24 protein-coding genes are annotated in these 23,645 nt (G+C 67.9%); 16 read left to right on the top strand and 8 right to left on the bottom strand.

Annotated elements, in window-relative coordinates:
* From xpsH to V7787_RS20675, 10 genes are all read left to right on the top strand, one after another.
* A partial coding sequence (gene xpsH, locus V7787_RS20630) for a type II secretion system protein XpsH (protein ID WP_336089421.1) occupies nt 1-457 on the top strand: 457 nt, incomplete at its 5' end.
* Complete coding sequence (gene xpsI / locus V7787_RS20635) at nt 454-921, top strand: type II secretion system protein XpsI (protein ID WP_336089422.1); 468 nt, start codon at nt 454-456, stop codon at nt 919-921. The genes xpsH and xpsI, both read left to right, overlap by 4 nt.
* Nucleotides 918-1,595, top strand: coding sequence for a prepilin-type N-terminal cleavage/methylation domain-containing protein (locus V7787_RS20640; protein ID WP_336089423.1), 678 nt, complete (start codon nt 918-920; stop codon nt 1,593-1,595). The genes xpsI and V7787_RS20640 overlap by 4 nt, the downstream gene beginning before the upstream one ends.
* Entirely contained in the window at nt 1,595-2,596 is a 1,002-nt protein-coding gene (locus V7787_RS20645; protein ID WP_336089425.1) for a general secretion pathway protein GspK, read from the top strand. Before V7787_RS20640 ends, V7787_RS20645 begins: the two co-directional genes overlap by 1 nt.
* A complete protein-coding gene (locus V7787_RS20650; protein WP_336089426.1) occupies nt 2,593-3,765 on the top strand; it encodes a PilN domain-containing protein in 1,173 nt (390 codons plus the stop codon). The genes V7787_RS20645 and V7787_RS20650 overlap by 4 nt, the downstream gene beginning before the upstream one ends.
* Entirely contained in the window at nt 3,755-4,447 is a 693-nt protein-coding gene (gspM, locus tag V7787_RS20655; protein ID WP_336089427.1) for a type II secretion system protein GspM, read from the top strand. The genes V7787_RS20650 and gspM overlap by 11 nt, the downstream gene beginning before the upstream one ends.
* Nucleotides 4,437-5,228 (top strand): hypothetical protein, encoded by a 792-nt coding sequence (locus V7787_RS20660; protein WP_336089429.1) that lies wholly within the window; start codon nt 4,437-4,439, stop codon nt 5,226-5,228. Before gspM ends, V7787_RS20660 begins: the two co-directional genes overlap by 11 nt.
* A gap of 9 nt (nt 5,229-5,237) precedes the next feature.
* The gene (gspD, locus tag V7787_RS20665; RefSeq protein WP_336089430.1) at nt 5,238-7,481 is read left to right on the top strand and encodes a type II secretion system secretin GspD; all 2,244 of its coding nucleotides are present in this window, start codon (nt 5,238-5,240) and stop codon (nt 7,479-7,481) included.
* Between the two features lie 286 nt (nt 7,482-7,767).
* Nucleotides 7,768-8,607 (top strand): glycosyltransferase, encoded by an 840-nt coding sequence (locus tag V7787_RS20670; protein WP_336089431.1) that lies wholly within the window; start codon nt 7,768-7,770, stop codon nt 8,605-8,607.
* Nucleotides 8,591-9,487: a glycosyltransferase family 2 protein gene (locus tag V7787_RS20675; RefSeq protein ID WP_336089432.1), complete on the top strand. Its 897-nt coding sequence runs from the start codon at nt 8,591-8,593 to the stop codon at nt 9,485-9,487. Before V7787_RS20670 ends, V7787_RS20675 begins: the two co-directional genes overlap by 17 nt.
* Nucleotides 9,488-9,727: 240 nt before the next feature.
* Here V7787_RS20675 and V7787_RS20680 read toward each other — a convergent pair whose 3' ends face one another.
* Nucleotides 9,728-10,696, bottom strand: a complete 969-nt coding sequence (locus V7787_RS20680; RefSeq protein ID WP_336089433.1) for an MBL fold metallo-hydrolase — start codon at nt 10,694-10,696, stop codon at nt 9,728-9,730.
* A gap of 113 nt (nt 10,697-10,809) precedes the next feature.
* Between V7787_RS20680 and V7787_RS20685 the strand changes: the two genes are divergently transcribed.
* Nucleotides 10,810-11,688: a hypothetical protein gene (locus tag V7787_RS20685; RefSeq protein WP_336089434.1), complete on the top strand. Its 879-nt coding sequence runs from the start codon at nt 10,810-10,812 to the stop codon at nt 11,686-11,688.
* A gap of 34 nt (nt 11,689-11,722) precedes the next feature.
* On the opposite strand, the gene V7787_RS20690 is transcribed toward V7787_RS20685, so the two are convergent.
* From V7787_RS20690 to lpxO, 7 genes are all read right to left on the bottom strand, one after another.
* Complete coding sequence (locus V7787_RS20690) at nt 11,723-11,980, bottom strand: hypothetical protein (protein ID WP_336089435.1); 258 nt, start codon at nt 11,978-11,980, stop codon at nt 11,723-11,725.
* An 11-nt stretch (nt 11,981-11,991) separates the two neighbouring features.
* Nucleotides 11,992-12,804, bottom strand: coding sequence for an orotidine-5'-phosphate decarboxylase (gene pyrF / locus V7787_RS20695; protein WP_336089436.1), 813 nt, complete (start codon nt 12,802-12,804; stop codon nt 11,992-11,994).
* 242 nt (nt 12,805-13,046) lie between these two features.
* Nucleotides 13,047-13,784, bottom strand: coding sequence for a type I methionyl aminopeptidase (gene map / locus V7787_RS20700; RefSeq protein WP_336089437.1), 738 nt, complete (start codon nt 13,782-13,784; stop codon nt 13,047-13,049).
* Between the two features lie 76 nt (nt 13,785-13,860).
* Nucleotides 13,861-14,142 (bottom strand): hypothetical protein, encoded by a 282-nt coding sequence (locus V7787_RS20705; protein ID WP_336089438.1) that lies wholly within the window; start codon nt 14,140-14,142, stop codon nt 13,861-13,863.
* Nucleotides 14,143-14,209: 67 nt separating this feature from the next.
* Nucleotides 14,210-14,410, bottom strand: a complete 201-nt coding sequence (locus V7787_RS20710; protein WP_336089439.1) for a YqaE/Pmp3 family membrane protein — start codon at nt 14,408-14,410, stop codon at nt 14,210-14,212.
* 121 nt (nt 14,411-14,531) lie between these two features.
* Nucleotides 14,532-16,193 (bottom strand): energy-dependent translational throttle protein EttA, encoded by a 1,662-nt coding sequence (gene ettA / locus V7787_RS20715; RefSeq protein WP_336089440.1) that lies wholly within the window; start codon nt 16,191-16,193, stop codon nt 14,532-14,534.
* A gap of 503 nt (nt 16,194-16,696) precedes the next feature.
* Nucleotides 16,697-17,599: a lipid A hydroxylase LpxO gene (gene lpxO, locus V7787_RS20720; RefSeq protein WP_336089441.1), complete on the bottom strand. Its 903-nt coding sequence runs from the start codon at nt 17,597-17,599 to the stop codon at nt 16,697-16,699.
* Nucleotides 17,600-17,906: 307 nt separating this feature from the next.
* Here lpxO and glyA point away from each other — a divergent pair, with 307 nt between their 5' ends.
* The 5 genes from glyA to V7787_RS20745 all read left to right on the top strand — a co-directional run bounded on the left by glyA (nt 17,907) and on the right by V7787_RS20745 (nt 23,296).
* Nucleotides 17,907-19,196: a serine hydroxymethyltransferase gene (gene glyA, locus V7787_RS20725; RefSeq protein ID WP_336089442.1), complete on the top strand. Its 1,290-nt coding sequence runs from the start codon at nt 17,907-17,909 to the stop codon at nt 19,194-19,196.
* Between the two features lie 142 nt (nt 19,197-19,338).
* The gene (gene nrdR, locus V7787_RS20730; protein WP_336089443.1) at nt 19,339-19,857 is read left to right on the top strand and encodes a transcriptional regulator NrdR; all 519 of its coding nucleotides are present in this window, start codon (nt 19,339-19,341) and stop codon (nt 19,855-19,857) included.
* Between the two features lie 48 nt (nt 19,858-19,905).
* Nucleotides 19,906-21,054 (top strand): hypothetical protein, encoded by a 1,149-nt coding sequence (locus V7787_RS20735; RefSeq protein WP_336089444.1) that lies wholly within the window; start codon nt 19,906-19,908, stop codon nt 21,052-21,054.
* A gap of 161 nt (nt 21,055-21,215) precedes the next feature.
* Nucleotides 21,216-22,316: a bifunctional diaminohydroxyphosphoribosylaminopyrimidine deaminase/5-amino-6-(5-phosphoribosylamino)uracil reductase RibD gene (gene ribD, locus V7787_RS20740; protein WP_336089445.1), complete on the top strand. Its 1,101-nt coding sequence runs from the start codon at nt 21,216-21,218 to the stop codon at nt 22,314-22,316.
* A 194-nt stretch (nt 22,317-22,510) separates the two neighbouring features.
* Nucleotides 22,511-23,296 (top strand): class I SAM-dependent methyltransferase, encoded by a 786-nt coding sequence (locus V7787_RS20745; RefSeq protein ID WP_336089446.1) that lies wholly within the window; start codon nt 22,511-22,513, stop codon nt 23,294-23,296.
* Nucleotides 23,297-23,645 lie beyond the last annotated feature (349 nt).

Consider the following 23,645-nt stretch of genomic DNA (forward strand, 5'->3'; position numbering starts at 1 on the left):
GCGTGCGCACGCGCAGCGCGGCGTGTCGTTGCTGGAGTTGCTGATCGTGATCGTGTTGATCGCCGCGATCGGCGTGCTGACCATGGCCGCCATGAGCGGCGGCGTCGCCGGCATGCAGTTACGCACGGCCTCGAAGGAAATCGCCGCGCAATTGCGCTACACCCGCAGCCAGGCCATCGCCACCGGCCGCGCGCAGAAATTCACCATCGATCCCAGCGCCCGCACCTGGACCGCGCCGAACGGGCGCAGCGGCGAGATCCCCAAATCGATCGGCATCGTCTTCACCGGCGCGCGCGAAGTGCAGCCGCGCCGCGGCGAAGGCGCGATCCAGTTCTTCGCCGACGGCGCCTCCACCGGCGGCCGGGTCAAGCTCAGCGCCAAGCAGGCGGCATGGAACGTCGACGTCGCCTGGTTGACCGGCGAAGTCAAACTCAAGCGCGGCGAGGCGCCGCGATGAGCGCGTCGCGCGCGCGCCACGCACGGCTCGGCTTGCCGCGCGCCGCGTTGGCGCGCCAGCGCGGCTATACCTTGCTCGAAGTGATCGTCGCCTTCGCCTTGCTGGCGATGGCGCTGACCCTGCTGCTGGGCACCTTGTCGGGCGCGGCCCGGCAAGTGCGTTGGTCCAGCGATGCCGGGCGCGCGGCGTTGTATGCGCAATCGCTGATGGATCAGGTCGGGGTCGGTCAGCCGCTCAAGCCGGGTCAGCGCAGCGGCGATTTCGAAAACGGGCGTTATCGCTGGACCCTGGGCGTGGCCCAGTGGCGCGATTCGCTGCCGGCCTCCAACCAGCCGATCGATCCCAACGCGATGCGCCTGTTCGAAGTGCAACTGGCGGTGGAATGGGGCGACGGCGGCCCGGGCCGGCGCTTGTTCCTGCGTACCTTGCGCAGCAGCAACGCCTCCAATGAGGTGTCGCTGTGAGCCGGCGCGTACGCCGCAGCGGCGCAGGCGGGCGTTCCGCTCGCGGCTTCACCCTGATCGAAATCTTGCTGGCGATGGTGTTGCTGGTCGCCGGCTTGGCCCTGGCGTTCGCCACGTTGACCGCGGCCACCAAGACCGCCTCGCGCGGCGAATCCTTGGCCCAGCGCAGCGAACGCGAACGCGCGGTCGAAGGCTTCCTGCGCAAGCGCATCGCCGCGACCCGGCCGATCCCGTTCGCCTTCGATCAAAGCACCGCGGTGCCGCAGCGCTTCGTCGGCGAACCCGACCGCCTGCGTTTCGTCGCCGACTTGCCCGACTACCTGGGCCAGGGCGGCCCGTATCTGCACGAGTTCTCGATCCAGAGCGACGGCGACCAGGCGCGGATGGTGCTGCAACTGTCGATGGTGCTGGCCGGCGAGACCATCAAGGACGAACGCCAGCGGCCGCCGGAGTTGTTGGTGGAAGGGCTGAAGTCGGCGCGCTTCCGTTATCGCTCGGTCGATCCGCAACGCGGCGAACTGGGTGAATGGCAGGAGCGTTGGCCCACGCCGGATCAGTTGCCGTTGTTCGTCGAAGTCACCATGACCGATCGCGACGGCCGCGCCTGGCCGCCGCTGGTGGTCTCCTTGCCGTTGGCCAGCGCCTCCGGCGGCGGCTTCGTGCCGGAGCTGTGATGGATAAGGTCATGGTTCGGGCCGATGTTGGGCGAACGCGCGGAGCGCGCGGGCGTCGGTATGCGGGACAGGGAGCGGTCGTGCGGGGAGTGGGGGGCGATGGGCTGTTTGTCGTTTCTAACAGAACGCGCGGTGCGGCGCTTCTGTTGGTTTTGTGGGTAATCGCCTTGTTGACCGCGTTGATCGGCGCCTTCTCTCTGACCGCGCGCACCGAAAACATGCAGGGCCGGGTAATGGTGCGCGGCCTGGTGGCGCAGAACGCCGCGCGCGCGGGCATGGAGTATTCCCTGACCCGGGTGGCGATGACCGATCAGAAACTGCAGTGGCAGCCCGACGGGCGCCCGCATCGTTGGCGCTACGCCGATGCGCAGTTGGAGATCAAGATCGTCGACGAAAACGGCAAGATCGACCTCAACCAGGCCGATGCGCCCTTGCTGACCGCGCTGCTGCAGGGCGCGGGCAAGCTGGAGCAATCCGAAGCGGCGCGACTGGCCGCGGCGATCATCGACTGGCGCGACGCCGACACGCTGACCCAGCCCGCCGGCGGCGCCGAGGATGCCGACTACGCCTCGGCCGGCCGGCCTTACGGCGCCAAGGATGCGGAGTTCGAAAGCGTGGCCGAACTGGAACAGGTACTGGGCTTCACCCCGCCGCTGTATGAACGTATCGCGCCGCACGTCACGGTTTATAGCGGACGCACTCGGCCCGAACAGGCCTTCGCGTCCAAGGAAGTGCTCGATGCTATGGGGTTGAACGGAAACCAGTTGGTGCAGCAGCGCGAAAGAAACCAGCCGGGGTCACAATTGCCGGGTGCCGGAGGCGATGGCGGGGTCGGCGGTCTCGTCGGCGAACGCAGCGGCACCTATAGTATCGACAGCCGTGCACGGCTAGCGGATGGCCGCGAATCGGTGTTGCGGGTGGTCGTGCGAGCGGGAGGGGGGGCGGTCCCAGGATTGCCATACACCCCGCTACGTTGGGAGGAGGGAGCTTCATCACGATGAACTCGCAAGTTGCCGAAGGCCGGTTGGGCAACAACCGGTTGAGAAGTCTGAGCGCGCGGCTTGCACCGGGGGCGGGCGGCTTTTTCTCATGGTGGGGACGCACGCTGGCGTCCTGGCTGCCGCTGCGCGCGCGCCAGGCGCTGGGCGTGGATCGCGGCCGCTTGTTGCTGCAGGTCGACGGCGATCAGGTCCATCTGCGCTTGCAGCAGGGGCAAGAAGTGCGCGATCTGGCGGTGCTGCCCGGTCTGGCCGGCTTCAACGCCGCCGGCGACGCCGCGCCCGCCGATCCGCTGGCGCCGTTGCTGCCGCCGCGGATTGCGGATTTGCCGCGCTGGCTGTTGTTGCCGCCGGCCGCGAGTCTGCGCCGGCGTCTGACCTTGCCGGCGGCCGCGGCCGATCGCTTGCGCGACGTGGTCGGTTTCGAAATCGACCGGCAAACCCCATTCACCGCCGACGCGGTCGCGTTCGACGCGCGGGTGATCGGACGCCGCGACAGCGACGGCCAGCTCGACGCCGAACTGGTCGCGGTGCCGCGGCAAGCGCTGGACCCGCAACTGGCCGCGATCGGCCCGCTGGCCTCGACCCTGGCCGGCATCGAAGTCTCCGGCAACGACGGCACGCCGCTGGGCGTGAACCTGCTGCCGCCCTCGCAGCGGCGCACCCGCAGCGATCCGTTCCGGTTCTGGAATCTGGCCCTGGCCGCGGTGGCGATCTTCGCCCTGGCCGCGGCGATGTGGCAGGTGCTGGAAAACCGCGCCGAGGCGATCAAGGACCTGCAGCAGACCATCGCCAAGAACGCCAACGGCGCCCGTCTGGCCGCGACCCAGCGCCAGCAGATGGTCGACCTGATCGAAGGCCAGGCCTTCCTCGACCGCACCCGCGCCGCGCGCCCGAGCACGGTGGAAATCATCGACGAACTCAGCCGGCGCCTGCCCGACAGCACGTACTTGGAAAAACTCGCGATCGAGGACGAAAGCCTGTTGATGATCGGACTCAGCCGCGAAGCCTCCTCGCTGATCGGCAAGTTGCAGGGCACCAAGCTGTGGCGCTCGCCGGCGTTGACCGGCGCGGTCCAGCCGGACCCGGCGACCAGCCGCGACCGTTTCACCCTCACCGCCGAAATCGGTCCGCCCAAGCCGCAGAACGGGGAGGCCGCGCGTGGCCCCTAATTCCACCGGCAATCGCCTGCGCGCCCTGACCGCCGACCGCGACCGCTGGCTGGCCCTGGGCCTGCTGCTGGCCGCGCTCGGCATCGCTTATGCGGTGCTGATCCACCCGTGGTGGACCGTGCCGATGATGGAGGCCGGCGAAACCCTGCACGGCCTGCAAGAGCGCGAGCTGCGCCAGCGCATGGAGCTCAAGCAGGCCCCGCAGATCAAACAGCGGCTGGAACAGGTGCGGCGGATGCAGGAAAGCCGTCCCGGCTTCCTGCCCGAGACCACCGCCGAACTGGCCACCGCCGGTCTGGTCCAGCGCCTGGAAACCGTAGTGCTGCAAGCCAGCCCCGGCAACCGCAGCTGCGGCATCGTCAATCGCTCGCCGTTGGCCGAACCGCGCCGCGACCGCTACGCGCGGGTGGTGGTGCAGGTGCGTCTGCGCTGCGGCGCGCCGGAAACCTCGGCGGTGCTGCACTCGCTGGAAAGCGGTTCGCCGCGCTTGTTCGTCGGCAACCTCAATCTGTTGTCCACCCGCGGTTATTTCGTGCCCGGCACCGCCGGTCCGGCCAACGACGGCGGCCTGGACGTGAGCTTCGATCTGTACGGCTACCTGCGTCCGGCCCCGGCCCCGGCCGCCGCGCCGAATTCCAACAACGCCAACAACGCCGCCGCCGGAGGTGCCAATGCGCCTTGACGACGCCAGTCCGCGCACCTGGCTGCTGGCCACCGCGGCCGGTTGGGCGCTGCTGACCTGGGTGCTGGCATTGGCCGGCATGGGCCGCAACGTCGACCCGTTGCCGGAAGACGCCAGCCTGGTCAAACCGCTGCCGCAGGTGCGCAAGAGCCCGCCGGACACGCTCGGCCCGCTCAGCCAATACAGCGAGATCGCCGCGCGCCCGTTGTTCGTCGACGACCGCCGGCCCAAGCCGTTCTTCATGCAGGGCAAGGGCGAGGGCGAGAATCAGGCGGCGGCGTTCGATTACCTGCTGACCAGCGTGCTGATCACTCCGCAGCTGTCGATGGCGTTCCTGCAGCCGGCCGACGGCAGCGAGTCGGTGCGGGTCAAGCTCGGCGAAGTGCCCGAATCGCATCCGGCCTGGCGCCTGACTTCGCTGGAACCGCGCCGCGCCGTGTTCGAAGGGCCCGAAGGCCGGCGCGAGCTCGACCTGCGCGTCTACAACGGCCAGGGCGGCGAGCCGCCGACCGCGATGACCTCGCCGCAGCCCGGCGTGCCCGCGCCGCAGCCGGTCGGGCGTCCGATTTCGGGCGGACCCTCGCCGCAGCCCAGCCGGCCGCCGCCGGCCGCCGCGGTTCCGCCGCCGCAGCCGGTTGCGCCGCCGCAACCGGCCAGCACCGAAGCATCCGCGCCGCTGACCGAGCAGGCGCAGATGGAAGCCATCCGCAAGCGGATCGAAGCGCGTCGCGCCCAACTGCGGCAGCAGCAAGCCGCTCAACCCCCGGCCAACACGCCGTAGAGTGAACGCATGAAGCTACGTTCTCAGCAGTACGCCACCCAAGCACTCGCCGCGGCGATCATCGCCACGCAGTTGGCCTCGTGCGCCAGCGTGATGTCGCCGCAGATCCACCGCGGCGGCGACCCGAAGTCGATGAAGGGCGCGCAGACCGAACAGGCCGGCGTGCGTTTGGTCCACAACGGCGTCGAACAGCAGCCGCTGGAAGGCAAGGTCGATGAGGACGGCCCGCAGGCGCAGATCCGCCGCGGCACCGGCCAGACCATCAACCGCAGCGCCGCGGTCAAGCCGCCGCCGGGGTTGCCGGTCACCACCGGCACGGCCTCGTTCAATTTCGAAGGCGAGTCGGTGCATGCGGTGGTCAAGGCCATCCTCGGCGACATGCTCGGCCAGAACTACGTGATCGCGCCGGGCGTGCAGGGCACCGTGACCTTGGCCACGCCCAAGCAGGTCAGCGCCGCGGAGGCCTTGAACCTGCTGGAAATGGTGCTGAGCTGGAACAACGCGCGCCTGGTCTACACCGGTGGCCGCTACAACATCGTGCCGGCCGATCAGGCGCTGGCCGGCAACGTCGCCCCGCGCACCGGCTCGGCCGACAGCGCGCGCGGCTTCGAATTGCGCACGGTGCCGCTAAAGTTCATCTCGGCCACCGAGATGGAGAAGATCCTCAAGCCGTACGCGCGGCCCAACGCGATCGTCAACGTCGACAACTCGCGCAACGTGGTCACCGTCGGCGGCACCCGCCAGGAGCTCGACAACTACCTGCGCACCATCGAAGTGTTCGACGTCGATTGGTTGTCGGGCATGTCGGTCGGCGTGTTCCCGCTGCAATCGGGCAAGGCGACCAAGGTCGTGGCCGATCTGGAAAAAGTGTTCGGCGAACAGAGCAAGTCGCCGGTCTCGGGCATGTTCCGCTTCATGCCGCTGGAAGGCGCCAACGCGGTGATGGTGATCACCCCGCAGGCCGACTATCTGGACGACATCAAGGACTGGCTCGACCGGATCGACAGCGCCGGCGACAACGTGCAGCTGTATACGCAGGAGCTGAAGTACATCAAGGCCAAGGATCTGGCCGATCGTCTGTCGGAAGTGTTCGGCGGCGGCCGCGGCGGCGGCTCGGGCGGCGGCGAAGGCGCGCCTTCGCTGATGCCGGGGCTGGAATCGACAGAAATACGCGACAACGACAGCGGCAGCTCCAGCGCCGACATCGGCAAGAGCGACAGCGGCTCGGGCTCCAGCGGCAGCGGCAGCGGCTTGGGCAGCGGCGCTTCGCTGGGCTCGCGCCAATCCGGCAACGGCGCGGTGACGCTGGAAGTCGACGGCGCCAAGGTCGGCGTGGCCGCGGTGGAGGAGACCAACTCGATTCTGGTGCGTTCCAGCCCGCAGGCGTGGAGGTCGATCCGCAACGTGATCGAGAAGCTCGACGTGATGCCGATGCAGGTGCACATCGAGGCGCAGGTGGCCGAGGTCGAACTCAACAGCGGCCTGGAATACGGCGTGCAGTGGTTCCTGGAGCGCTCCACCATCGACAACGGCTTCGGCGATCTCAACCGCCGCACCAATCCGGCGGTGCCGCCGAAGTGGAGCACGATCGCCGGCAGCATCGGCGGCAAGAGCGGCGACGGGCTTTCCTGGTCGTTGATCAAGAACAACGCCGCGGCGGTGCTGTCGGCGCTGGACGCGGTCACCGACGTGCATGTGCTGCAAACGCCGTCGTTGTTGGTGCGCAACAACGCCGAGGGCTCGTTGAACGTCGGCACCAAGATCCCGATCGAATCGGTTTCGATCAATCCCGGTTCGGCCAACAACAACACCTACAGTCAGGTGCAGTACCTGGACACCGGCGTGATCCTCAAGGTACGCCCGAGGGTGAGCCGCGACGGCATGGTGTTCATGGACATCGTCCAGGAAGTCAGCTCCGCGGGTAAACCGCTCAGCACCGGCAACACCAACGTCACCATCAACACCAAGAAGCTCAAGACCGAGGCGGCGGTGCAAAGCGGCGAAACCGTGCTGTTGGCGGGCTTGATCGCGGATCAGACCGACCGCGGCTCGCGCGGTATGCCGGGGCTGAGCCGTATTCCGGTGCTCGGCGGATTGTTCGGCAAACAGAATTCCTCGACCGTGCGCCGCGAGACCATCATCCTGCTGACGCCGACGTTGGTGCGCAATCCGCAGGAATCGCGCGATCTTACCGACGAATACAGCCGTCGGTTCCGCGCGATGGAACCGCTGGAACCGAAGAAAAAGAAGTAAGCGCGGCCGCGGCCGCGACCAGACAGCGGGGCCGGCCATGCCGGCCCCGTTTGTTTTTGCGGGGGCGGTTTGCGCCCGGCGATTGCGTTCGGTCGTGCCCGCGCATCGGCCGCCACGCCGCCGCGCCAACGCCCGCTGACACCGCCATCACCCGCGCCGAGCCCCGATCGCGCACACTATGCGCATCCCTTACGAACGCGCAGATGCCCGAACGCCCGCACCCGCCCTGGTTCCGCCGTCCCGTGCCGCCGTCCGCGCGCGCGTGCGGCGCTTTCGGCGCGGTGCCATGAGCGAGCTGCCGATCATCGTGGTGCCGGTCGGCGTCGACGACGACGCCTTGGACGCCTGTCTGGCCGCGCTGGAGCTGTGCACGCCGCCGGGCGCGCGGGTCTGGCTGGCCGACGACGCCCAGGCCGGGCCGCGCGGTTACGCGATCATCGAACACTGGCTGCAGCGCACCGCGCTCAAGGCCGATTACAGCCGCCGCCAACGCGCCATCGGCGAGGTCGCCCACCTGGACCAGGTGCTGGCCGCCTGCGGCGACGCCGACGTGGCCGTGCTCGCCGCCGACGCGGTGCCGGCGCCGGGCTGGCTGTCGCGGCTGCAGGCCTGCTTCGCCGCCGACGGCGCGATCGCCTCGGCCACGCCCTGGTGCAACGCCGGCGAAGCCGCGGCGTGGCCGCGGATCGGCGAAATCGCGCCGGTGCCCGATGTCAGCGATGCCGAACGGCTGGCGCGGGCGCTGGCGCAGATGCCGGCCTCGCTGCCCGAACTGCCGGCCGCGATCGGCCACGCGGTGTTGTTGCGCGGCAGCGCGCGCCGCCGCGCCGGCGGCCTGGACGCGTCCAGTTACGGCTCCTGGTACGCCGCGCTGACCGACCTGTCGCTGCGCCTGTCCGGGCTGGGCTGGCGCAACGTGCTGTGCGATACCGCCTTCGTCGCCCGCGGCGGCGAGGGCCGGCCCAGCGACGGCGACATGGACGCGCTGGCCGCGCGCTGGCCCGACTGGCATGCGCGTCTGGCCAACTTCCTCATGCAAGACCCCCTGCGCGATCTGCGCCAACAACTCGCCGAACGACTGGAACGCGTCGGCCCACCGGACCTGCAACGTGATCTCTTCCTCTGACCCGTCGACGCGGCCGGCTGCTTCGGGCCCGGCGTTCAAAGCCGTGGTGGTCAGCTACCGCAGCGCCGCCACCATCGACGAATGCCTGACCCGCTTGCGCGAATGCGACGGCGTCGCCGCGATCCGCGTGGTCGACAACCAATCCGACGACGGCACCCTGGAGATCGTCCAGCGCCACGCTTCGCTGGATCCGCGCATGCATTTCATCGCCAACCCGGACAACCCCGGGTTCTCGGTCGGCTGCAATCAGGGCGCGGCCGATCTGCCGCCGGCGCCGGACAGCGATGATTGGCTGGCGTTCGTCAATCCCGACTGCATGGTCGAAACCGACACGCTGTCGCGCCTGCACGCCTTGGCCGCGCCGCTGGGGCAGGCCCTGGTCAGCGCCGATCTGGTCAACGAACAAGGCGAACGCGATGCCGCGGTGCGTCGCCGCGATCCGGATTTCGGCGCGATGCTGGCCGGCATCCTGCGTCCGTGGGCCGCGCCGAAGATGGCGGTGGCGCCCGACGATACGCAAGCACTGCAAGTGGTCGAAGCGACTTCGGGCGCGTTGATGCTGATGCCGCGCGCGTTGTTCGAACGCATCGGCGGTTTCGACGAAGGCTACCGTCTGCACGCCGAAGACCTGGACCTGTGCCGGCGCGTGCGCGAGGCCGGCGGTACCGTCGCCGTCGCCAACGGCGTGCGGGTGGTGCATGTGCGCGGCGTATCCAGCCGCTCGCGGCCGTTCTTCGTCGAATGGAACAAGCATCGCGGCTTGTGGCGTTATTTCAGCAAGTTCGAAGCGCCGCGGCGTGGTGCGTTGGTGCGCGCGGGGGTGTTCGCGGCGATCTGGTTGCGGTTTCCGATCGCGGCGTTGCGGGCGGCGCTGCGGTGATTCGATAGCGATTCCCGCTGCCCGTACCATCCATTTCGACGCGACTTCCCCACTGTCATTCCGGCGAAAGCCGGAATCCATTTTGATCTTGCTCTTGCTCGCAATCCTGACAGCAACAGCAACGTCAAAATGGGTTCCGGCTTTCGCCGGAATGACGGCGGGGGGATTTCTGCTTTCGCCTGAATGACGGCGGGGGGATTTCGGTTTCGCCGGAATGACGGTGGAGAGGGTTTCGGCTTTCTACAGTTCCATCAAATCCCGCCCGATCACCAACTCGCCCTTGAAATAAGGCGACACCGCATCGCGCCACACCTGATCGGTCAACGCCGCATCGCCGCCCGGCACGAAGTGATTGAGCACCAAGGTCTTGACCCCGGCCTCGCTGGCCAGACGGCCGACCTGCTCGGTGGTGGTGTGGCTGTCGAGCAAATGCTGGCGCAGCCGCGCCGCCTGCGCTTCGCTGGCGATGAGTTTCTCCAGCGCGGGCAAGTACATCACTTCGTGCACCAGCACGTCGGCCCCACGCGCCAGTTCGATCAGCGCCGGGCTCGGCCGGGTGTCGCCGGAAAACACGATCGAGCGGTCGGGCGTGTCGAACCGGTACGCGAACGCCGGCCGCATCGGCGGGTGATCGACCACCGCCGCGGTCACCAGCACGCGTTCGTCGCGCATCACCTCGCCGCCGCGGCGCAGTTCGTGCGGGCGGATCAGCGCGGCGAGATCGGGGCGGCCTTCGTCGGCGATGCGGGTGCGGATGTCGGTGTCGTTGAGGCGCAGGAACTGCCGGGTCATGCGCTTGAGCGGCGGCGGCCCCCAGGTGTCGACCGGATGGCGCAGATCGGCGGCCCAGGCCAGCCACAACAGGTTGCCGTAGTCGGCGTTGTGGTCGGAGTGATGATGGGTGACGAAGACGCTATCGATCGCGCCCAGCGACAACCCGGCTAAGGCCATTTGCCGGGCCACGCCGTTGCCGCAGTCGACCACGTAGATCGCGCCGTCGACCACTACCGCGCTGGCCGGCGCCGCGCGCAAGGCCTTGGGCGTCGGGCCGCCGGCGGTGCCGAGCAGGATCAAGCGGGTCCGCGAGCCCGGCTTGGCCGGCGTGGCCGGCGGCGCGGGTGAGGCGAACGCGGGCAGGGCGCTCAGGCCGAGCGCGGAAGCGGTGGCCAGCAGCAGCCGGCGGCGTGCGGGATTTGTGAAATCGTCCATGGCTTTAGCCTAACCCGCGGTCGCGATGTGTGACGATCGCGGGCACGCCGCTTCACAAGACCGCCCGTATAGTCGGCCGATCGGGCGCGCGCGCCGACCACAGGGAGTGGGTCATGTCGTTCTTCAGCAAGCTGTTCGGCGGCAAGCGCGAGACCCCGGGCCTGACCCATCCGATGGACCTGCACGCCTTCGCCGACCGTTACGCGGCGGCGTTGCGTCAGGCTTGGCCGCAGGCGCGATTGAGCGTGGCTCACGGCGCGCTGGCCTCGGATACGCGGATCGATTGGTCGCTCGACGACGGCTTTCGCGCCACCAACTTTCTCGGCAACAGCTATCAGCGCTACCTGGACGCGCCGGAATCGCTGGAACAGGTGTTCGCCGATCAAGTGGCGGCCGCGCGCGAATCGCTGCGCCGGTTCGCCGCCGGCGGCGCCAGCGAAGAACACGCCAATACCGCGATTCTGCCGGTGCTCAAGACCCGCGGCTGGCACGAGGTCGCGCTGCAGCAGGCGCGTTCGATCGGCAACGGCGCCGGCATCGCGTTCATCGTCGAGCCCCTGGCCGGCGATCTGGTGCTGACCTATGTCGAGGACAAGCCCGATTCGATGAGTTTCCTGTCGCCCGAGCAAGCCCAGCGGCGCGGCCTGGACGGCCCGGAATTGCGCGAGTTGGCGCTGCGCAATCTGACCCGGTTCCTGCCCGAATTGCAGCTGCGCGGCGACGGCGGCCGCTACGCCGCGCGGCTGGACCGCAACTACGACGCCAGCATGGTGTTGTTGTTCGATCGCTGGCGCGAGGGCGTGCAGGTGCGCGGCGAGCCGGTGTTCGCGATCGCCGCGCGCGATGAACTGCTGGTGTGCGGGAGCGAGGATCGCGAGAGTCTGCAATCCTTGCGCGAGATCGCCGAGGAAATCGCGCAAACCTCGGCTTACAACTTGTCGCGGGATTTGTACGTATTTCGCGACGGCGGCCTGCAAGTGCTGGCGGACTGATTCGCCGTCGGCGGCGAACGCTCGACGGCTCCGATCAGGCTTCGGTGGAAGCGATCAAGCGTTCCAGTTCGGCTCGTTCTTCCGCCGTGCACGGATCGAGGAAATACAGATCCGGGCCATAGGTCAGATCGAACTTCGCGTTGAAGCGTTTTCCGCGCCAGTGGCAGAAGAACAGATCGGCTTCGGGCATGAAGCCTTCGCGGATCGATTCGATTTCGCCTTGTTCGAGCAATGCGCGCAGCGACGCGGCGACCTCGTGGTTGTCCATGTGCAGGAACGAAACGCGGCTCACGCGGGGCGCGCTCAGCGATAGCGATTGATCTGGTCGCGCAGGGTTTTCGCCGCCGTAGCCGCGGCCTCGGCGTAATCCTCGCCCTGCGAGGCGTACAGGATCGCGCGCGAGCTGCTGACCAGCAGGCCGGTGCCGTCGCCGGTCTTGGCATTGCCGACCACCGCTTCGACGTCGCCGCCTTGCGCGCCCACGCCGGGCACCAGGAACGGCACGTCGCCGACGATCGCGCGCACTTCGCGCAATTGCTCCGGCCAGGTCGCGCCGACCACCAGCGCGCAGTTGCCGTGGCCGTTCCACTCGTGCGCGACCTTTTCGGCCACGCGCTGGTACAGCGGGCGGCCGTCGACCGACAGGTCCTGCAGATCGCCCGCGCCGGGATTGGAGGTGCGGCACAGCACCACCACGCCACGGTCGGCGCGATCCAGGAACGGCTGCACCGAGTCGCGGCCCATGTACGGATTGACGGTGACCGCGTCGGCGCCGTGGCGTTCGAAGGCCTCGCTGACGTAATGCTGCGCGGTGCTGCCGATGTCGCCGCGCTTGCTGTCCAGGATCACCGGGATGCCGGGGTGACGGGCGTGGATGTGCGAGATCAAGCGGGTCAGCGCGTCTTCGGCGCGCAACGCGGCGAAGTGGGCGATCTGCGGCTTGAACGCGCAGGCGTAGTCCGCGGTCGCGTCGACGATGTCGCGGTTGAACGCGAACACCGCGTCGCTGTCGCCGGTGAATTTGGCCGGGAACTTCGCCGGCTCCGGATCCAGGCCCACGCAGACCAAGGTGTCGGCCTGTTGCCAGCGGTTGCGCAGGGTCTGCATGAAGCTCATTGGGGGATCCTTGGCGGGGCGGTGGGTGGGGCGCGGAGCGGGGAAAGCGGTGGAGCGGGAAAGCAGTGGGGCGGGGAAAGCAAGGGAGCGATGCAGCAGACAGCTTCGAACTCCCCACCCCGTCATTCCGGCGAAAGCCGGAATCCATTTTGATTCTGCTTTTACCCGTAACGCGGAGCGCAGAAGCAAAGTCAAAATGGATTCCGGCTTTCGCCGGAATGACGGGTAGGGTGGGATGCGCGTCAGGTCACCACAATCGGCTCACCCGAAGTAACCACAACGGTATGTTCGAACTGCGCAGCGAAACCGCGCCGGCAGCGCATCGCCCAACCGTCCTCGCCCTCGTCGGTCTGAGTGCAATGGGTGGCCAAAAACGGCTCGATGGTGATGACCATGCCCGCGTGCAGACGCCGGGTGTCGCGCGGATCGTAATAACCGGGGATGTTGCCCGGCGCCTCGTGCAGCGCGCGGCCGACGCCGTGGCTGCCGAGATTGCGGATCACCCGCAGGCCGTGCCGGGCGGCGACGCCCTCGACGGTGCGGCCGATGCTGTTGATCAGGTTGCCGGCGCGCAATTGCGCGATCGCCGCGTCGCGCGCTTCCAGGGTCGCGTCGAGCAGCTTCTGCTGGGTCGGATTGGGCGCGCCGATCACGAAGCTGCCGCCGGTGTCGGCGAAGTAACCGTCCAGCTCCGCCGAAACGTCGATGTTGACCAGATCGCCCTCGCGCAGCACGGTCCCGTCGGGAATGCCGTGCGCGGCGACTTGGTTGATGCTGATGCAGGTCGCGCCAGGGAAGTCGTAGGTCAGCTGCGGCGCCGAGCGCGCGCCGGCCTCGCGCAGCAGCGCCGCGCCGATCGCGTCCAGATCGCGCGACACCGCGCCGGGCACGGCGGCTTCGCGCATGGTGGTCAGGATCGACGCCACCAGCGAGCCGGCGCGGCGCAGACCTTCGAGTTCGAATGCGTGCAGGACGGTCATGCGGGTTCCTCGGGGGATGGAAGCCTTGGTCAGTGGATCGACGCGATGAACGTCGGCGGCAGACAGCGAGTGCCGGTCAATCGGCGCTCAGATCGGACTCATGCCGGATGCCGTTCCGGTCGATGTGCAAATACCAACGGCATCCATGAGCGAAATTCTCCGGGCGAGTCACGACGGTGCCGGTGGCGAACAAGCGATCGGGCTTGCCGTTATCGTCTGCGTCGTGATCGAACACGGTGAGAGCGAGCCCGTGTACGAGTGTCAGCTTGCGGCCGCTCACATCGGTCGCCGTATCGCCGTCGGCGAGTAGCGGCAACAGGTCGCCCTTCAGCAGTCCGTTGAAATCGACTTGGCTCACCCACTGGTCCGTTGGATGTACGCGTGTCGTCGCCACGATCTCCTCCCGTATCCGCCCACAACCGGCGTCAGAGCGAACCGCGCTCGCCCAGCGCCTTGCGGATCTTCACGTCGGTGTTGTACTGGCTCAAGGCGTAGACCGCCCAGATCGCCGCGGGCAGCCAGCCGATCAGGGTGATCTGCAGGATCAGGCAGACGATGCCGGCCAGCGGGCGGCCGATGGTGAAGAACACCAGGAACGGCAGGAAGATGGCGATGAGCAGGCGCATGCGTTGAATCCTCGGTGTGACGGCAACGATGTCCGCTGCCGCGTCCAAGCGGGGTGAAGCCGGCCGCGCTGACGCGGCCGGTGGACCCGGCGTACGGCGCCAAGGCCGTTCGCCGTGTCGGTTACTTCAGCGCCTTGAAGCGCAGGCGGTGCGGCTTGGCGCCTTCCTCGCCCATGCGGCGCTTCTTGTCTTCTTCGTACTCGCGGTAGTTGCCCTGGAAGAATTCGACGTGCGAGTCGCCTTCGAAAGCCAGGATGTGGGTCGCGATGCGGTCCAGGAACCAGCGATCGTGCGAGATCACGAAGGTGTTGCCCGGGAATTCGAGCAGGGCGTCTTCGAGCGCGCGCAGGGTTTCGATGTCCAGGTCGTTGGACGGTTCGTCGAGCAGCAGCACGTTGCCGCCCTGCAGCAGGGTCTTGGCCATGTGCAGACGGCCGCGTTCGCCGCCCGACAGGGTGCCGACCATCTTCTGCTGGTCCTGGCCCTTGAAGTTGAAGCGGCCGATGTAGGCGCGCGACTGGATCTCGATGCCGTTGATGTTGAGGATGTCCAGACCGCCGGACACTTCCTGGAAGACGTTGTGGTTGCCGGTCAGCGCGTCGCGGCTCTGATCGACATAGGCCAGCTTGACGGTCGGGCCGGTTTCGATGCTGCCCGCATCCGGCAGTTCCTTGCCGATGATCATCTTGAACAGGGTCGACTTGCCGGCGCCGTTGGGGCCGATGATGCCGACGATCGCGCCCGGCGGAACCGCGAAGCTGAGGTCTTCGATCAGCAGGCGGTCGCCGAACTTCTTGCTGACGTTCTTGAACTCGATGACCTTATTGCCCAGGCGCTCGCCCGGCGGAATGAAGATCTCGTTGGTTTCCTGGCGCTTCTGGTAATCGACCGCCTGCAGTTCCTCGATCCGGGCCAGACGCGCCTTGCCCTTGCTGCGGCCGCCCTTGGCGTTGCTGCGGGCCCACTCGAGTTCCTTCTGGATCGCCTTCTGGCGCGACTTTTCCTGGTTCTCTTCCTGCTTCAGGCGCTCGTCCTTCTGCACCAGCCAGTCGGTGTAGTTGCCCTTCCACGGAATGCCGCGGCCGCGGTCGAGTTCGAGAATCCACTCGGCGGCGTTGTCGAGGAAGTAGCGATCGTGGGTGACCGCGACCACGGTGCCGGTGTAGCGGGCCAGGAACTGTTCCAGCCATTCGACCGATTCGGCGTCGAGGTGGTTGGTCGGTTCGTCGAGCAGCAGCATGTCGGGCTTCTGCAGCAGCAGCTGGCACAGCGCGACGCGGCGCTTCTCGCCGCCCGACAGGTTGCCGACGATGGCCTCCCACGGCGGCAGGCGCAGCGCGTCGGCGGCGACTTCCAGCTGGTTTTCCAGGGTGTGCGAGTCGCCGGCGGCGAGGATCGATTCCAGGCGCTGCTGTTCGGCGGCGAGCTTGTCGAAATCGGCGCCGTCTTCGGCGTAAGCGGCGTAGACCGCGTCCAGCGCGGCCTGGGCGTTGATGATCTCGCCCAGGCCGACTTCCACCGCCTGACGCACGGTGTGGGTCGGATCCAACTGCGGCTCCTGGGCCAGGTAACCGACCTTGATGCCGGTCGCCGGGCGCGCTTCGCCGGTGAAGTCCTGGTCCACGCCGGCCATGATCTTGAGCACGGTCGACTTGCCGGCGCCGTTGAGGCCGAGCAGGCCGATCTTGGCGCCCGGGAAGAACGACAGCGAAATGTCCTTGATGATCTGACGCTTCGGCGGCACGGTCTTGCTGACGCCGTTCATGGTGTAGATGTATTGCATGCGGACTCCGAAGCCAAGACGCGCCGAGCCGGGCCGGGAATGGCCGCAGGCGGGGCGGGGGGCAGTGCGAATCCCCGATTATCCCGCAGCCGGGTGACGGGTTCCAGCGTGGGGTCTGGGGGAATGGTTAATTTTGCGGCGCGCCGGGGCGGGGCGGCTTGCGGCGGCGCCGGTAGGGGGGCGTGCGGGGCCCGTTATCGCCGCCGCGCGGGCGGAGCGGAGGCTTCGGCGCGGTGTTCAGGTGGGGCCCTGGGTTCCCGCCTTCGCGGGAACGACGGCGGGTCGGTCAACGCCATCCCGCCAGTCCGTCATTCCCGCGCAGGCGGGAATCCAGCGACTTCGGCGCCTTGCGTCCAATCCGCACGGGCGCGAATGCGAGCTCAGACTTCAAGCGCTCTCGCACGGAAGGCCCTGGATTCCAGCGTTCGCGGGAATGACGGCTTGGGGAGGCGGCGCCGTCGTGCGGGGGCAAAAAACGCGCGAATCAAGCCGCGAAGCGACCCTTAGAGCCAAACGATAAACGCCACCACCGCCGCCACCGCCGCGTACTTGAAGAAGTAGTACGTCCCCTTGCTGCGCTCCTTCAGCGCCTTGGACTTGAGCCGCAGCACGTAGAAGTAGCGGAAGATCTTGTTGATCGCGCCGGTCTTGTCGCCCTCGTTGTTGGGCGAGGCGCCCGCGGCGATCAGGCGCTTGGCGATGAAGCGGTTCAGCCCGCGCGCCCAGCCCCAGCGCATCGGCCGCTCGATGTCGCAGAACAGGATGATCCGGTTCTGCTGCGAGCCGTTCTGGGCCCAGTGGATGTAGGTTTCGTCGAACATGGTCCATTCGCCGTCGCGCCAGCTGTAGCGCTGGCCGTCGACGTCGATGAAGCAGGCGTCGTCGTTGGGCGTGTCCAGGCCCAGGTGCAGGCGCAGCGAGCCGGCGTAGGGGTCGCGGTGCGGGCGCAGTTCGCTGCCCGGGGGCAGCTCGGTGAACATCGCCGCCTTGACGCTGGGCACTTCGCGCAACAGCTGGGTGGTGACCGGGCACAGCTCGGCCGCCGAGGGGTGGGCGTCGTCGTACCACTTCAGGTAGAAGCGCTTCCAGCCGCGGCGGAAGAACGAGTTGAAGCCGACGTCGTTGTACTGGTCGGCGGCCTTGATCTGCTGCATTTCGCGCAGGTGCAGGGCCTCGGCGCGGATCTCGCGCCAGCGCGCGCGCAGCGGCTCGAGCTCGGGGAAATGCTGGTCCGGGCTGAGGAAGGCCGTGGTCGGCACCCGCGAGCAGGCGTACATCAGCACGTTGATCGGCGCCATGAAGGTCGAGTGGTCGAGCAATTGCCGGCCCAGCCGGTGGCGTACGCGCCCGCGGAAATGCACATAGACCGCGCTGGCGAGGAACAGGAAGACGAAGACCCATTTCATGGTCGAAATATCCAAGATCAAGCTGAAGCTGTCGGTGGGGGCCGCCGTGAGCCTGGCGGCCGGACCGGCCGGTGGGGGCGGGCCCTGGGGAAGGAGCGGCGGTCATTGTCCGCCGGGTCGGGCGGCGACGGCAGCCCCGTCTTGGCGGTTGGCCGCCATACGCCCCTAGGCTAACATTTCAAGTCTTGCGTCAAGCCACCCGCAGGTTAACGGTTTTGTGCCTTGCCTCCGCCTGCGTGGCCCGGCCGGGCCGGCCTGATGCGACGTTCCTCCTCCCCTCCCGTCCGCTCTTTCCCCGAGGCCGCGAATGTTCCCCAGCCACACCCGTATTGCCGGATTCGACGACGAACTTGCCCAGGCCATCGCCGATGAGGCCCGCCGCCAGGAAGACCACGTCGAGCTGATCGCTTCGGAAAACTACGCCAGCCCGCGCGTGCTGGAGGCCCAGGGCAGCGTGCTGACCAACAAGTACGCCGAAGGCTACCCGGGCAAGCGCTACTACGGCGGCTGCGAATACGTCGACGTCGCCGAGCAACTGGCGCTCGACCGGGTCAAGCAACTGTTCGGCGCCGACTACGCCAACGTGCAGCCGCATTCGGGCTCGCAGGCCAACCAGGCGGTGTATTTCGCCCTGCTCAATCCCGGCGACACCATCCTGGGCATGAGCCTGGCCCACGGCGGCCACCTCACCCACGGCGCCAAGGTCAACGCCAGCGGCAAGCTGTTCAACGCGGTGCAGTACGGCGTCAACGATCAGGGCCTGATCGATTACGACGAAGTCGAGCGGCTGGCGCTGGAGCACAAGCCGAAGATGATCGTCGGCGGTTTCTCGGCCTATTCGCAGGTCGTGGACTGGGCGCGTTTCCGCGCCATCGCCGACAAGGTCGGCGCCTACCTGTTCGTCGACATGGCCCACGTCGCCGGCCTGATCGCCGCCGGCGTCTACCCGACCCCGGTGCCGCACGCCCACGTCGTCACCTCGACCACCCACAAGACCCTGCGCGGCCCGCGCGGCGGCATCATCGTGGCCAAGCGCTGGGAAGGCGCGGTCGACACCGGCGCCGGCGCGGTGGATTTCGACGAAATGCAGAAGAAGCTGCAGAGCATCGTGTTCCCGGGCATCCAGGGCGGTCCGCTGATGCACGTGATCGCGGCCAAGGCGGTGGCGTTCAAGGAGGCGCTGGACCCGGAGTTCAAGGAATACCAGGCCCAGGTGATCAAGAACGCCCAGGCGATGGCCAAGACCATCATCGCCCGCGGCTACAAGATCGTCTCCGGCGGTACCCAGAACCACCTGATGCTGGTCGACATGATCGGCAAGGGCATCACCGGCAAGGACGCGGAAGCCGCGCTCGGCCGCGCCCACATCACCGTCAACAAGAACGCGGTGCCCAACGACCCGCAGAAGCCGTTCGTGACCTCGGGCCTGCGCATCGGCACCCCGGCCGTCACCACCCGCGGCTACAAGGAACCCGACTGCGTGGCCCTGGCCGAGTGGATCTGCGACGTGCTCGACAACCCGAAGGATGACAAGGTCATCGCCGGGGTGCGCGAGAACGTGACCAAGCAGTGCGCGCAGTTCCCGGTGTACGGCTGAAAGCTGAGGAACGAGCGATGAGGAGTGAGGAGCGAGTGGAAGCCGTAAAGTCGGACCTTGCTCCTCTCCGGGCTTCCTGGGAGAGTGGCGGCAGGCGCGCGGCGCTGTTTTCGCTCACTCCTCTTCGCTATTTCCCAGTCTGATGCATTGTCCTTTCTGCCAGCACCACGACACCCGCGTGATCGACTCGCGGGTGTCCGACGACGGCGCCACCATCCGGCGGCGCCGCGTGTGCGAGGCCTGCGGCGAGCGTTTCAGCACCCTGGAAACCATCGAGCTGAAGTTGCCGGTGATCATCAAGGGCGACGGCCGCCGCGAGGCGTTCGACGCGCGCAAGCTGCGCGCGGGTTTCGACCGCGCGCTGCAGAAGCGGCCGGTCTCGGAAGAACAGATCGAAGCGGCGGTGCGCGCGGTGGTGCATCAGCTGCGGATGACCGCCGAGCGCGAGCTGGCCTCGCGCCGGGTCGGCGAGTTCGTCATGGCCGAGCTGCGCAAGCTCGATCACGTCGGCTACGTGCGCTTCGCCTCGGTGTATCGCTCGTTCGAGGACGTGGCCGATTTCCGCGAGGAACTCGACCGCCTGGAACGCGACATTCCCGGCGACGGCCAGCTGACCCTGCTCGGCGACGACGAGCCGCGCCTGGATAAAAAGAAGCGCTGAGCGCCGCCGCGGCGCTCGGTGCCCCTACGCGTCGAAAGGAGTTCGCGCATGTGCAAGCTGCACAGATTGGCGATGCTGGTGGCGGCGCTGTCGCCGGCGTGGGCGCACGCGGGCAATGCCGCCGCAGATAAGGCCGATGCGTCGCTGGCGGGCCGTTACGTCCTGCAAGATTCGCAGGCGCAATCGGAATTGCGCTTGCGAGCCGACGGTAGTTTCGAGCTGGACTTTCTTCATGCCGGGCGCAAGCAGGCCGCCAGCGGCCGCTGGACCGCCAGCGCCGATGGCGTGGCCCTGACCAGCGAGCCGAGCCGTGCCGGCAAGCCGCTGTTCGCTCTCGACAACACCATGCCCTGGCAGAAGGGCGCGAAGAAAGCGTTGAAGGAATCCGAGGCGGCTCATCGCACCGAGCTCATCCATGCGGCGTGTGCGTTCGTGAAGACTTACGACGAAGGCCTGGTCCAGGCCGGCGCCAGCAACGCGGCCGCTTGGGTCGTGGCTCAGGCCGACAGGAACGCTGCGCGCAAAGCCGATGCCGAAGCGGCCTTGCCGGCGGCGACGGTCGAGTTGGAACGCGCACGCGCGGAGGCCGAAATCGCCATCGGCACGGCGATCGCGGCGCGCATGGTGGGCGCGGCGCAAGCCGGCGCCGCGGCGCGCGCGGAGCCGAGTTTCGCCGGCACGATGGCGGCCACTGCCGATAGCGCGGTGCTCGACTATCTGGAGCGGAACAAGGACGTGGGCCAGTTGTACGCGACGCTCGGACGCGAGATGCCGCGCTTGCGTGAACCCGCCTTCAACCGCGATCGCTGCTTGCGCGAGAAGCCCGCGGACGTGGAGCGGCCCGGTTACGGGATCATCATGGTCTATTCCAATTCCGACTACCCGCCGCCGCCGTTGCGGGTGGATTTCGTCTACTCCGATGGCCAGACCGAGCGCCGCGAGATCATCGCCGGGCAAACGCCGTACGCGCCGTATCGCGCGGGTACGCGGTTGCAGCGAGTGGCCTTCAGCATCGATCGGGCGCATGCCGATCGACCCGCCGAAACCATCGAGGTCGATGAGAGCAAAGGCCGTATGTTCGTGGTGAGCATGGACACGGTGGGGCTGAAGCCGTCGGCGTTGGGGGACATGACCTTGAAGCTCGACCATGGCGACTTGAAGTCGTCGGATTTCGGCGGCCGTTATGTTCGTCATTGAGCGCCGTCGGGGATTGCGATGAACCGAGCGCGGCGATCCTGCCGATTCGGCTTGTTCGCGCCGTCGCTGAGCGACTGCGCGTGGGGTCCAGCGGCTGCCGCGGCTCGCACGACGCTCGCCGATGCCAAACTGGCGGCGAGTCACTTCACTGAGCGCGCGCCATGACCACGAATTTCAACGCCACCGATCACGCCCACATGGCCAACGCCTTGCGCTTGGCCGAGAAGGGCGCCTACACCACCAAGCCCAACCCGATGGTGGGTTGCGTGATCGCCCACGGCGATGACGTCGTCGGCGAAGGCTGGCACGTGCGCGCGGGCGAGCCGCATGCCGAGGTGCATGCCTTGCGCGCGGCCGGCGAACGCGCGCGCGGCGCGACCGCGTACGTGACCTTGGAGCCGTGCGCGCACACCGGCCGCACCGGGCCGTGCAGCGATGCCTTGATCCAGGCCGGCGTCGCGCGCGTGGTCGCGGCGATGCGCGACCCGTTCGCACAAGTCGACGGCGCCGGTTTCGCCAAGCTGCTCGCGGCCGGCATCGCGGTCGAGAGCGGACTGATGCAAGCGCAGGCGCGCGCGCTCAATCGCGGCTTTCTGTCGCGGATCGAGCGCGGCCGGCCGTGGGTGCGGGTCAAGCTGGCGACCAGCCTGGACGGACGCAGCGCGCTGGCCAACGGCGAATCCAAATGGATCAGCGGCGAGGCTTCGCGTCTGGACGTGCAGCATTGGCGCGCGCGCAGCGGCGCGATCGTGACCGGCGCGGGCACGGTGCTGGCCGACGATCCTTCCTTGACCGTGCGCCTGGGCGACGACACCGAGTTCGTCGCGCCGTTGCGGGTGGTGCTGGACCCCGGCCTGGCCACGGTGGCGCGCGGCCGCGTGCGCGAGGGCGATGCGCCGACCTTGTACCTGCACGCGCCCGACGCCAAGCCGCCGCGCGACTTCGCCGCTCAACGCGCCGCGGTGCCGATGCTCGACGGCCGGATCGATCTGCGCGCGGTGCTGGCCTTGCTGGCCGAGCGCGGGGTCAACGAGATCCAGCTCGAAGCCGGCGCGACTTTGGCGGGCGCGTTCCTGAATCAGCAACTGGTCGACGAAGTGCTGCTGTACGTCGCGCCGGTGTTGCTCGGCGAGAACGCGCGGCCGATGTTCGATGGTCTGGGCATCGAAGCGATGACCAGCAAACTGCATCTGGATCTGGTCGACCTGCGCCGGCTCGGCGGGGACACGCGGGTGTTGCTGCGGCCCCGGGGCGAGGCGTGAACGTAGCGAGGAACAAGTAACTCCCGCCGACAAAGCCGAGCGGCGCCTCAACCGTCATTCCAACGAAGGCTCGCAACCGTCATTCCGGCCAAAGCCCTCACCCGTCATTCCAGCCAAAGCCCCCGCCCGTCATTCCGGCGAAAGCCGGAATCCATTTTGATCTTGACGCTCCCCACCGACCGCCGAGGCACCCCATGAACCAGAACGCGTTCAAGGACCACTTCTCCGCGATCGCCGGCGCCTACGCCGCCGCGCGCCCCGAGTACCCGGACGCCTTGTTCGAGCAGATCGCCCGCTACGTCCCGGCGGATGCGCAGGTCTGGGAACCCGGTTGCGGCAGCGGCCAGGCCACGCGCGGACTGGCCGCGCATTTCGCCTACGTGCACGCCAGCGATCCCAGCGTTCAGCAGATCGAGCAGCACTGGGCGCGCGACGCGGCGTTGCGCGGCGAGGGCAGGGTGAGTTTGTCCATCGCGCCGGGCGAGCGCAGCGAACTGGCCGATGGCAGCGTGCAACTGGTGGCGGTGGCGCAGGCCCTGCATTGGTTCGAGCGCGAGCGCTTCTTCGCCGAGTGCGAACGCGTGCTCGCGCCGGGCGGGGTGTTGGCGGTGTGGGCTTATGGCGATTTTCTGGCGCCGGAGGGCATGAGCGAGGCCGTGGCCGGGTTCCGCGCCCAGATCGACGGCTACTGGCAGCGCGAGAACGGCGAAATCCGCGACGGCTATGCCGGCTATCAATGGCCGTTCGCGGCGCTGCCGACCGCGCCGCTGTGGCTGGAAGCGGAGTGGGGCCTGGGGCGGTTTCTTGGGTATCTGAACAGTCTGTCGGCGACTGAGCGCTGCAAGATCGCCACCAGCGAAGACCCGGTCGCGGTCAACCGCGCGTCCTTATCGCGCGCCTGGGGCATGGCCGAGGACGTGCGTGCGATCCAGTGGCCGTTGCATTTGCATTTGCGGCGCAAGCCGCCTGCGGATGGTTGATTGGGGTTTGGGAATAGGGTGCGGGGAATAAGAAGCAGAGAGTAAGGAGCGGAGCCTTGTCGCCGCTTTTTGCTCGTCATTCCCGCGAAGGCGGGAATCCAGAGACTTCAGCGTCATCTTTCCAGTCCGTCATTCCCGCGAACGCGGGAATCCAGCGACTTCAAGCGTTCTCGCACGAAAGGCCCTGGATTCCCGCGTTCGCGGGAATGACGGTAGGTAAGTACGTCGTTTCCGGCGTTTGGCGCCCGGCGCCTGGGCCCAAAGCCCAAAGCCCAAAGCCCAAAGCCCAAAGCCCAAAGCCCAAAGCCCCCAATCCCCGCCCGCCCCCCCCCAGCAGAACGCACCATCG

The organism is Pseudomonas sp. CGJS7 (genome assembly GCF_036961695.1).

Coding starts and splice junctions, on each gene's coding strand:
- lpxO (WP_336089441.1), bottom strand. CDS start 17,599: ATGAAATGGGTCTTCGTCTTCCTGTTCCTCGCCAGCGCGGTCTATGTG.
- glyA (WP_336089442.1), top strand. CDS start 17,907: ATGTTCCCCAGCCACACCCGTATTGCCGGATTCGACGACGAACTTGCC.
- V7787_RS20710 (WP_336089439.1), bottom strand. CDS start 14,410: ATGCGCCTGCTCATCGCCATCTTCCTGCCGTTCCTGGTGTTCTTCACC.
- pyrF (WP_336089436.1), bottom strand. CDS start 12,804: ATGAGCTTCATGCAGACCCTGCGCAACCGCTGGCAACAGGCCGACACC.
- V7787_RS20745 (WP_336089446.1), top strand. CDS start 22,511: ATGAACCAGAACGCGTTCAAGGACCACTTCTCCGCGATCGCCGGCGCC.
- gspD (WP_336089430.1), top strand. CDS start 5,238: ATGAAGCTACGTTCTCAGCAGTACGCCACCCAAGCACTCGCCGCGGCG.
- V7787_RS20735 (WP_336089444.1), top strand. CDS start 19,906: ATGTGCAAGCTGCACAGATTGGCGATGCTGGTGGCGGCGCTGTCGCCG.
- V7787_RS20645 (WP_336089425.1), top strand. CDS start 1,595: ATGGATAAGGTCATGGTTCGGGCCGATGTTGGGCGAACGCGCGGAGCG.
- nrdR (WP_336089443.1), top strand. CDS start 19,339: ATGCATTGTCCTTTCTGCCAGCACCACGACACCCGCGTGATCGACTCG.
- xpsI (WP_336089422.1), top strand. CDS start 454: ATGAGCGCGTCGCGCGCGCGCCACGCACGGCTCGGCTTGCCGCGCGCC.
- V7787_RS20680 (WP_336089433.1), bottom strand. CDS start 10,696: ATGGACGATTTCACAAATCCCGCACGCCGCCGGCTGCTGCTGGCCACC.
- ettA (WP_336089440.1), bottom strand. CDS start 16,193: ATGCAATACATCTACACCATGAACGGCGTCAGCAAGACCGTGCCGCCG.
- ribD (WP_336089445.1), top strand. CDS start 21,216: ATGACCACGAATTTCAACGCCACCGATCACGCCCACATGGCCAACGCC.
- V7787_RS20685 (WP_336089434.1), top strand. CDS start 10,810: ATGTCGTTCTTCAGCAAGCTGTTCGGCGGCAAGCGCGAGACCCCGGGC.
- V7787_RS20650 (WP_336089426.1), top strand. CDS start 2,593: ATGAACTCGCAAGTTGCCGAAGGCCGGTTGGGCAACAACCGGTTGAGA.
- map (WP_336089437.1), bottom strand. CDS start 13,784: ATGACCGTCCTGCACGCATTCGAACTCGAAGGTCTGCGCCGCGCCGGC.
- V7787_RS20660 (WP_336089429.1), top strand. CDS start 4,437: ATGCGCCTTGACGACGCCAGTCCGCGCACCTGGCTGCTGGCCACCGCG.
- V7787_RS20670 (WP_336089431.1), top strand. CDS start 7,768: ATGAGCGAGCTGCCGATCATCGTGGTGCCGGTCGGCGTCGACGACGAC.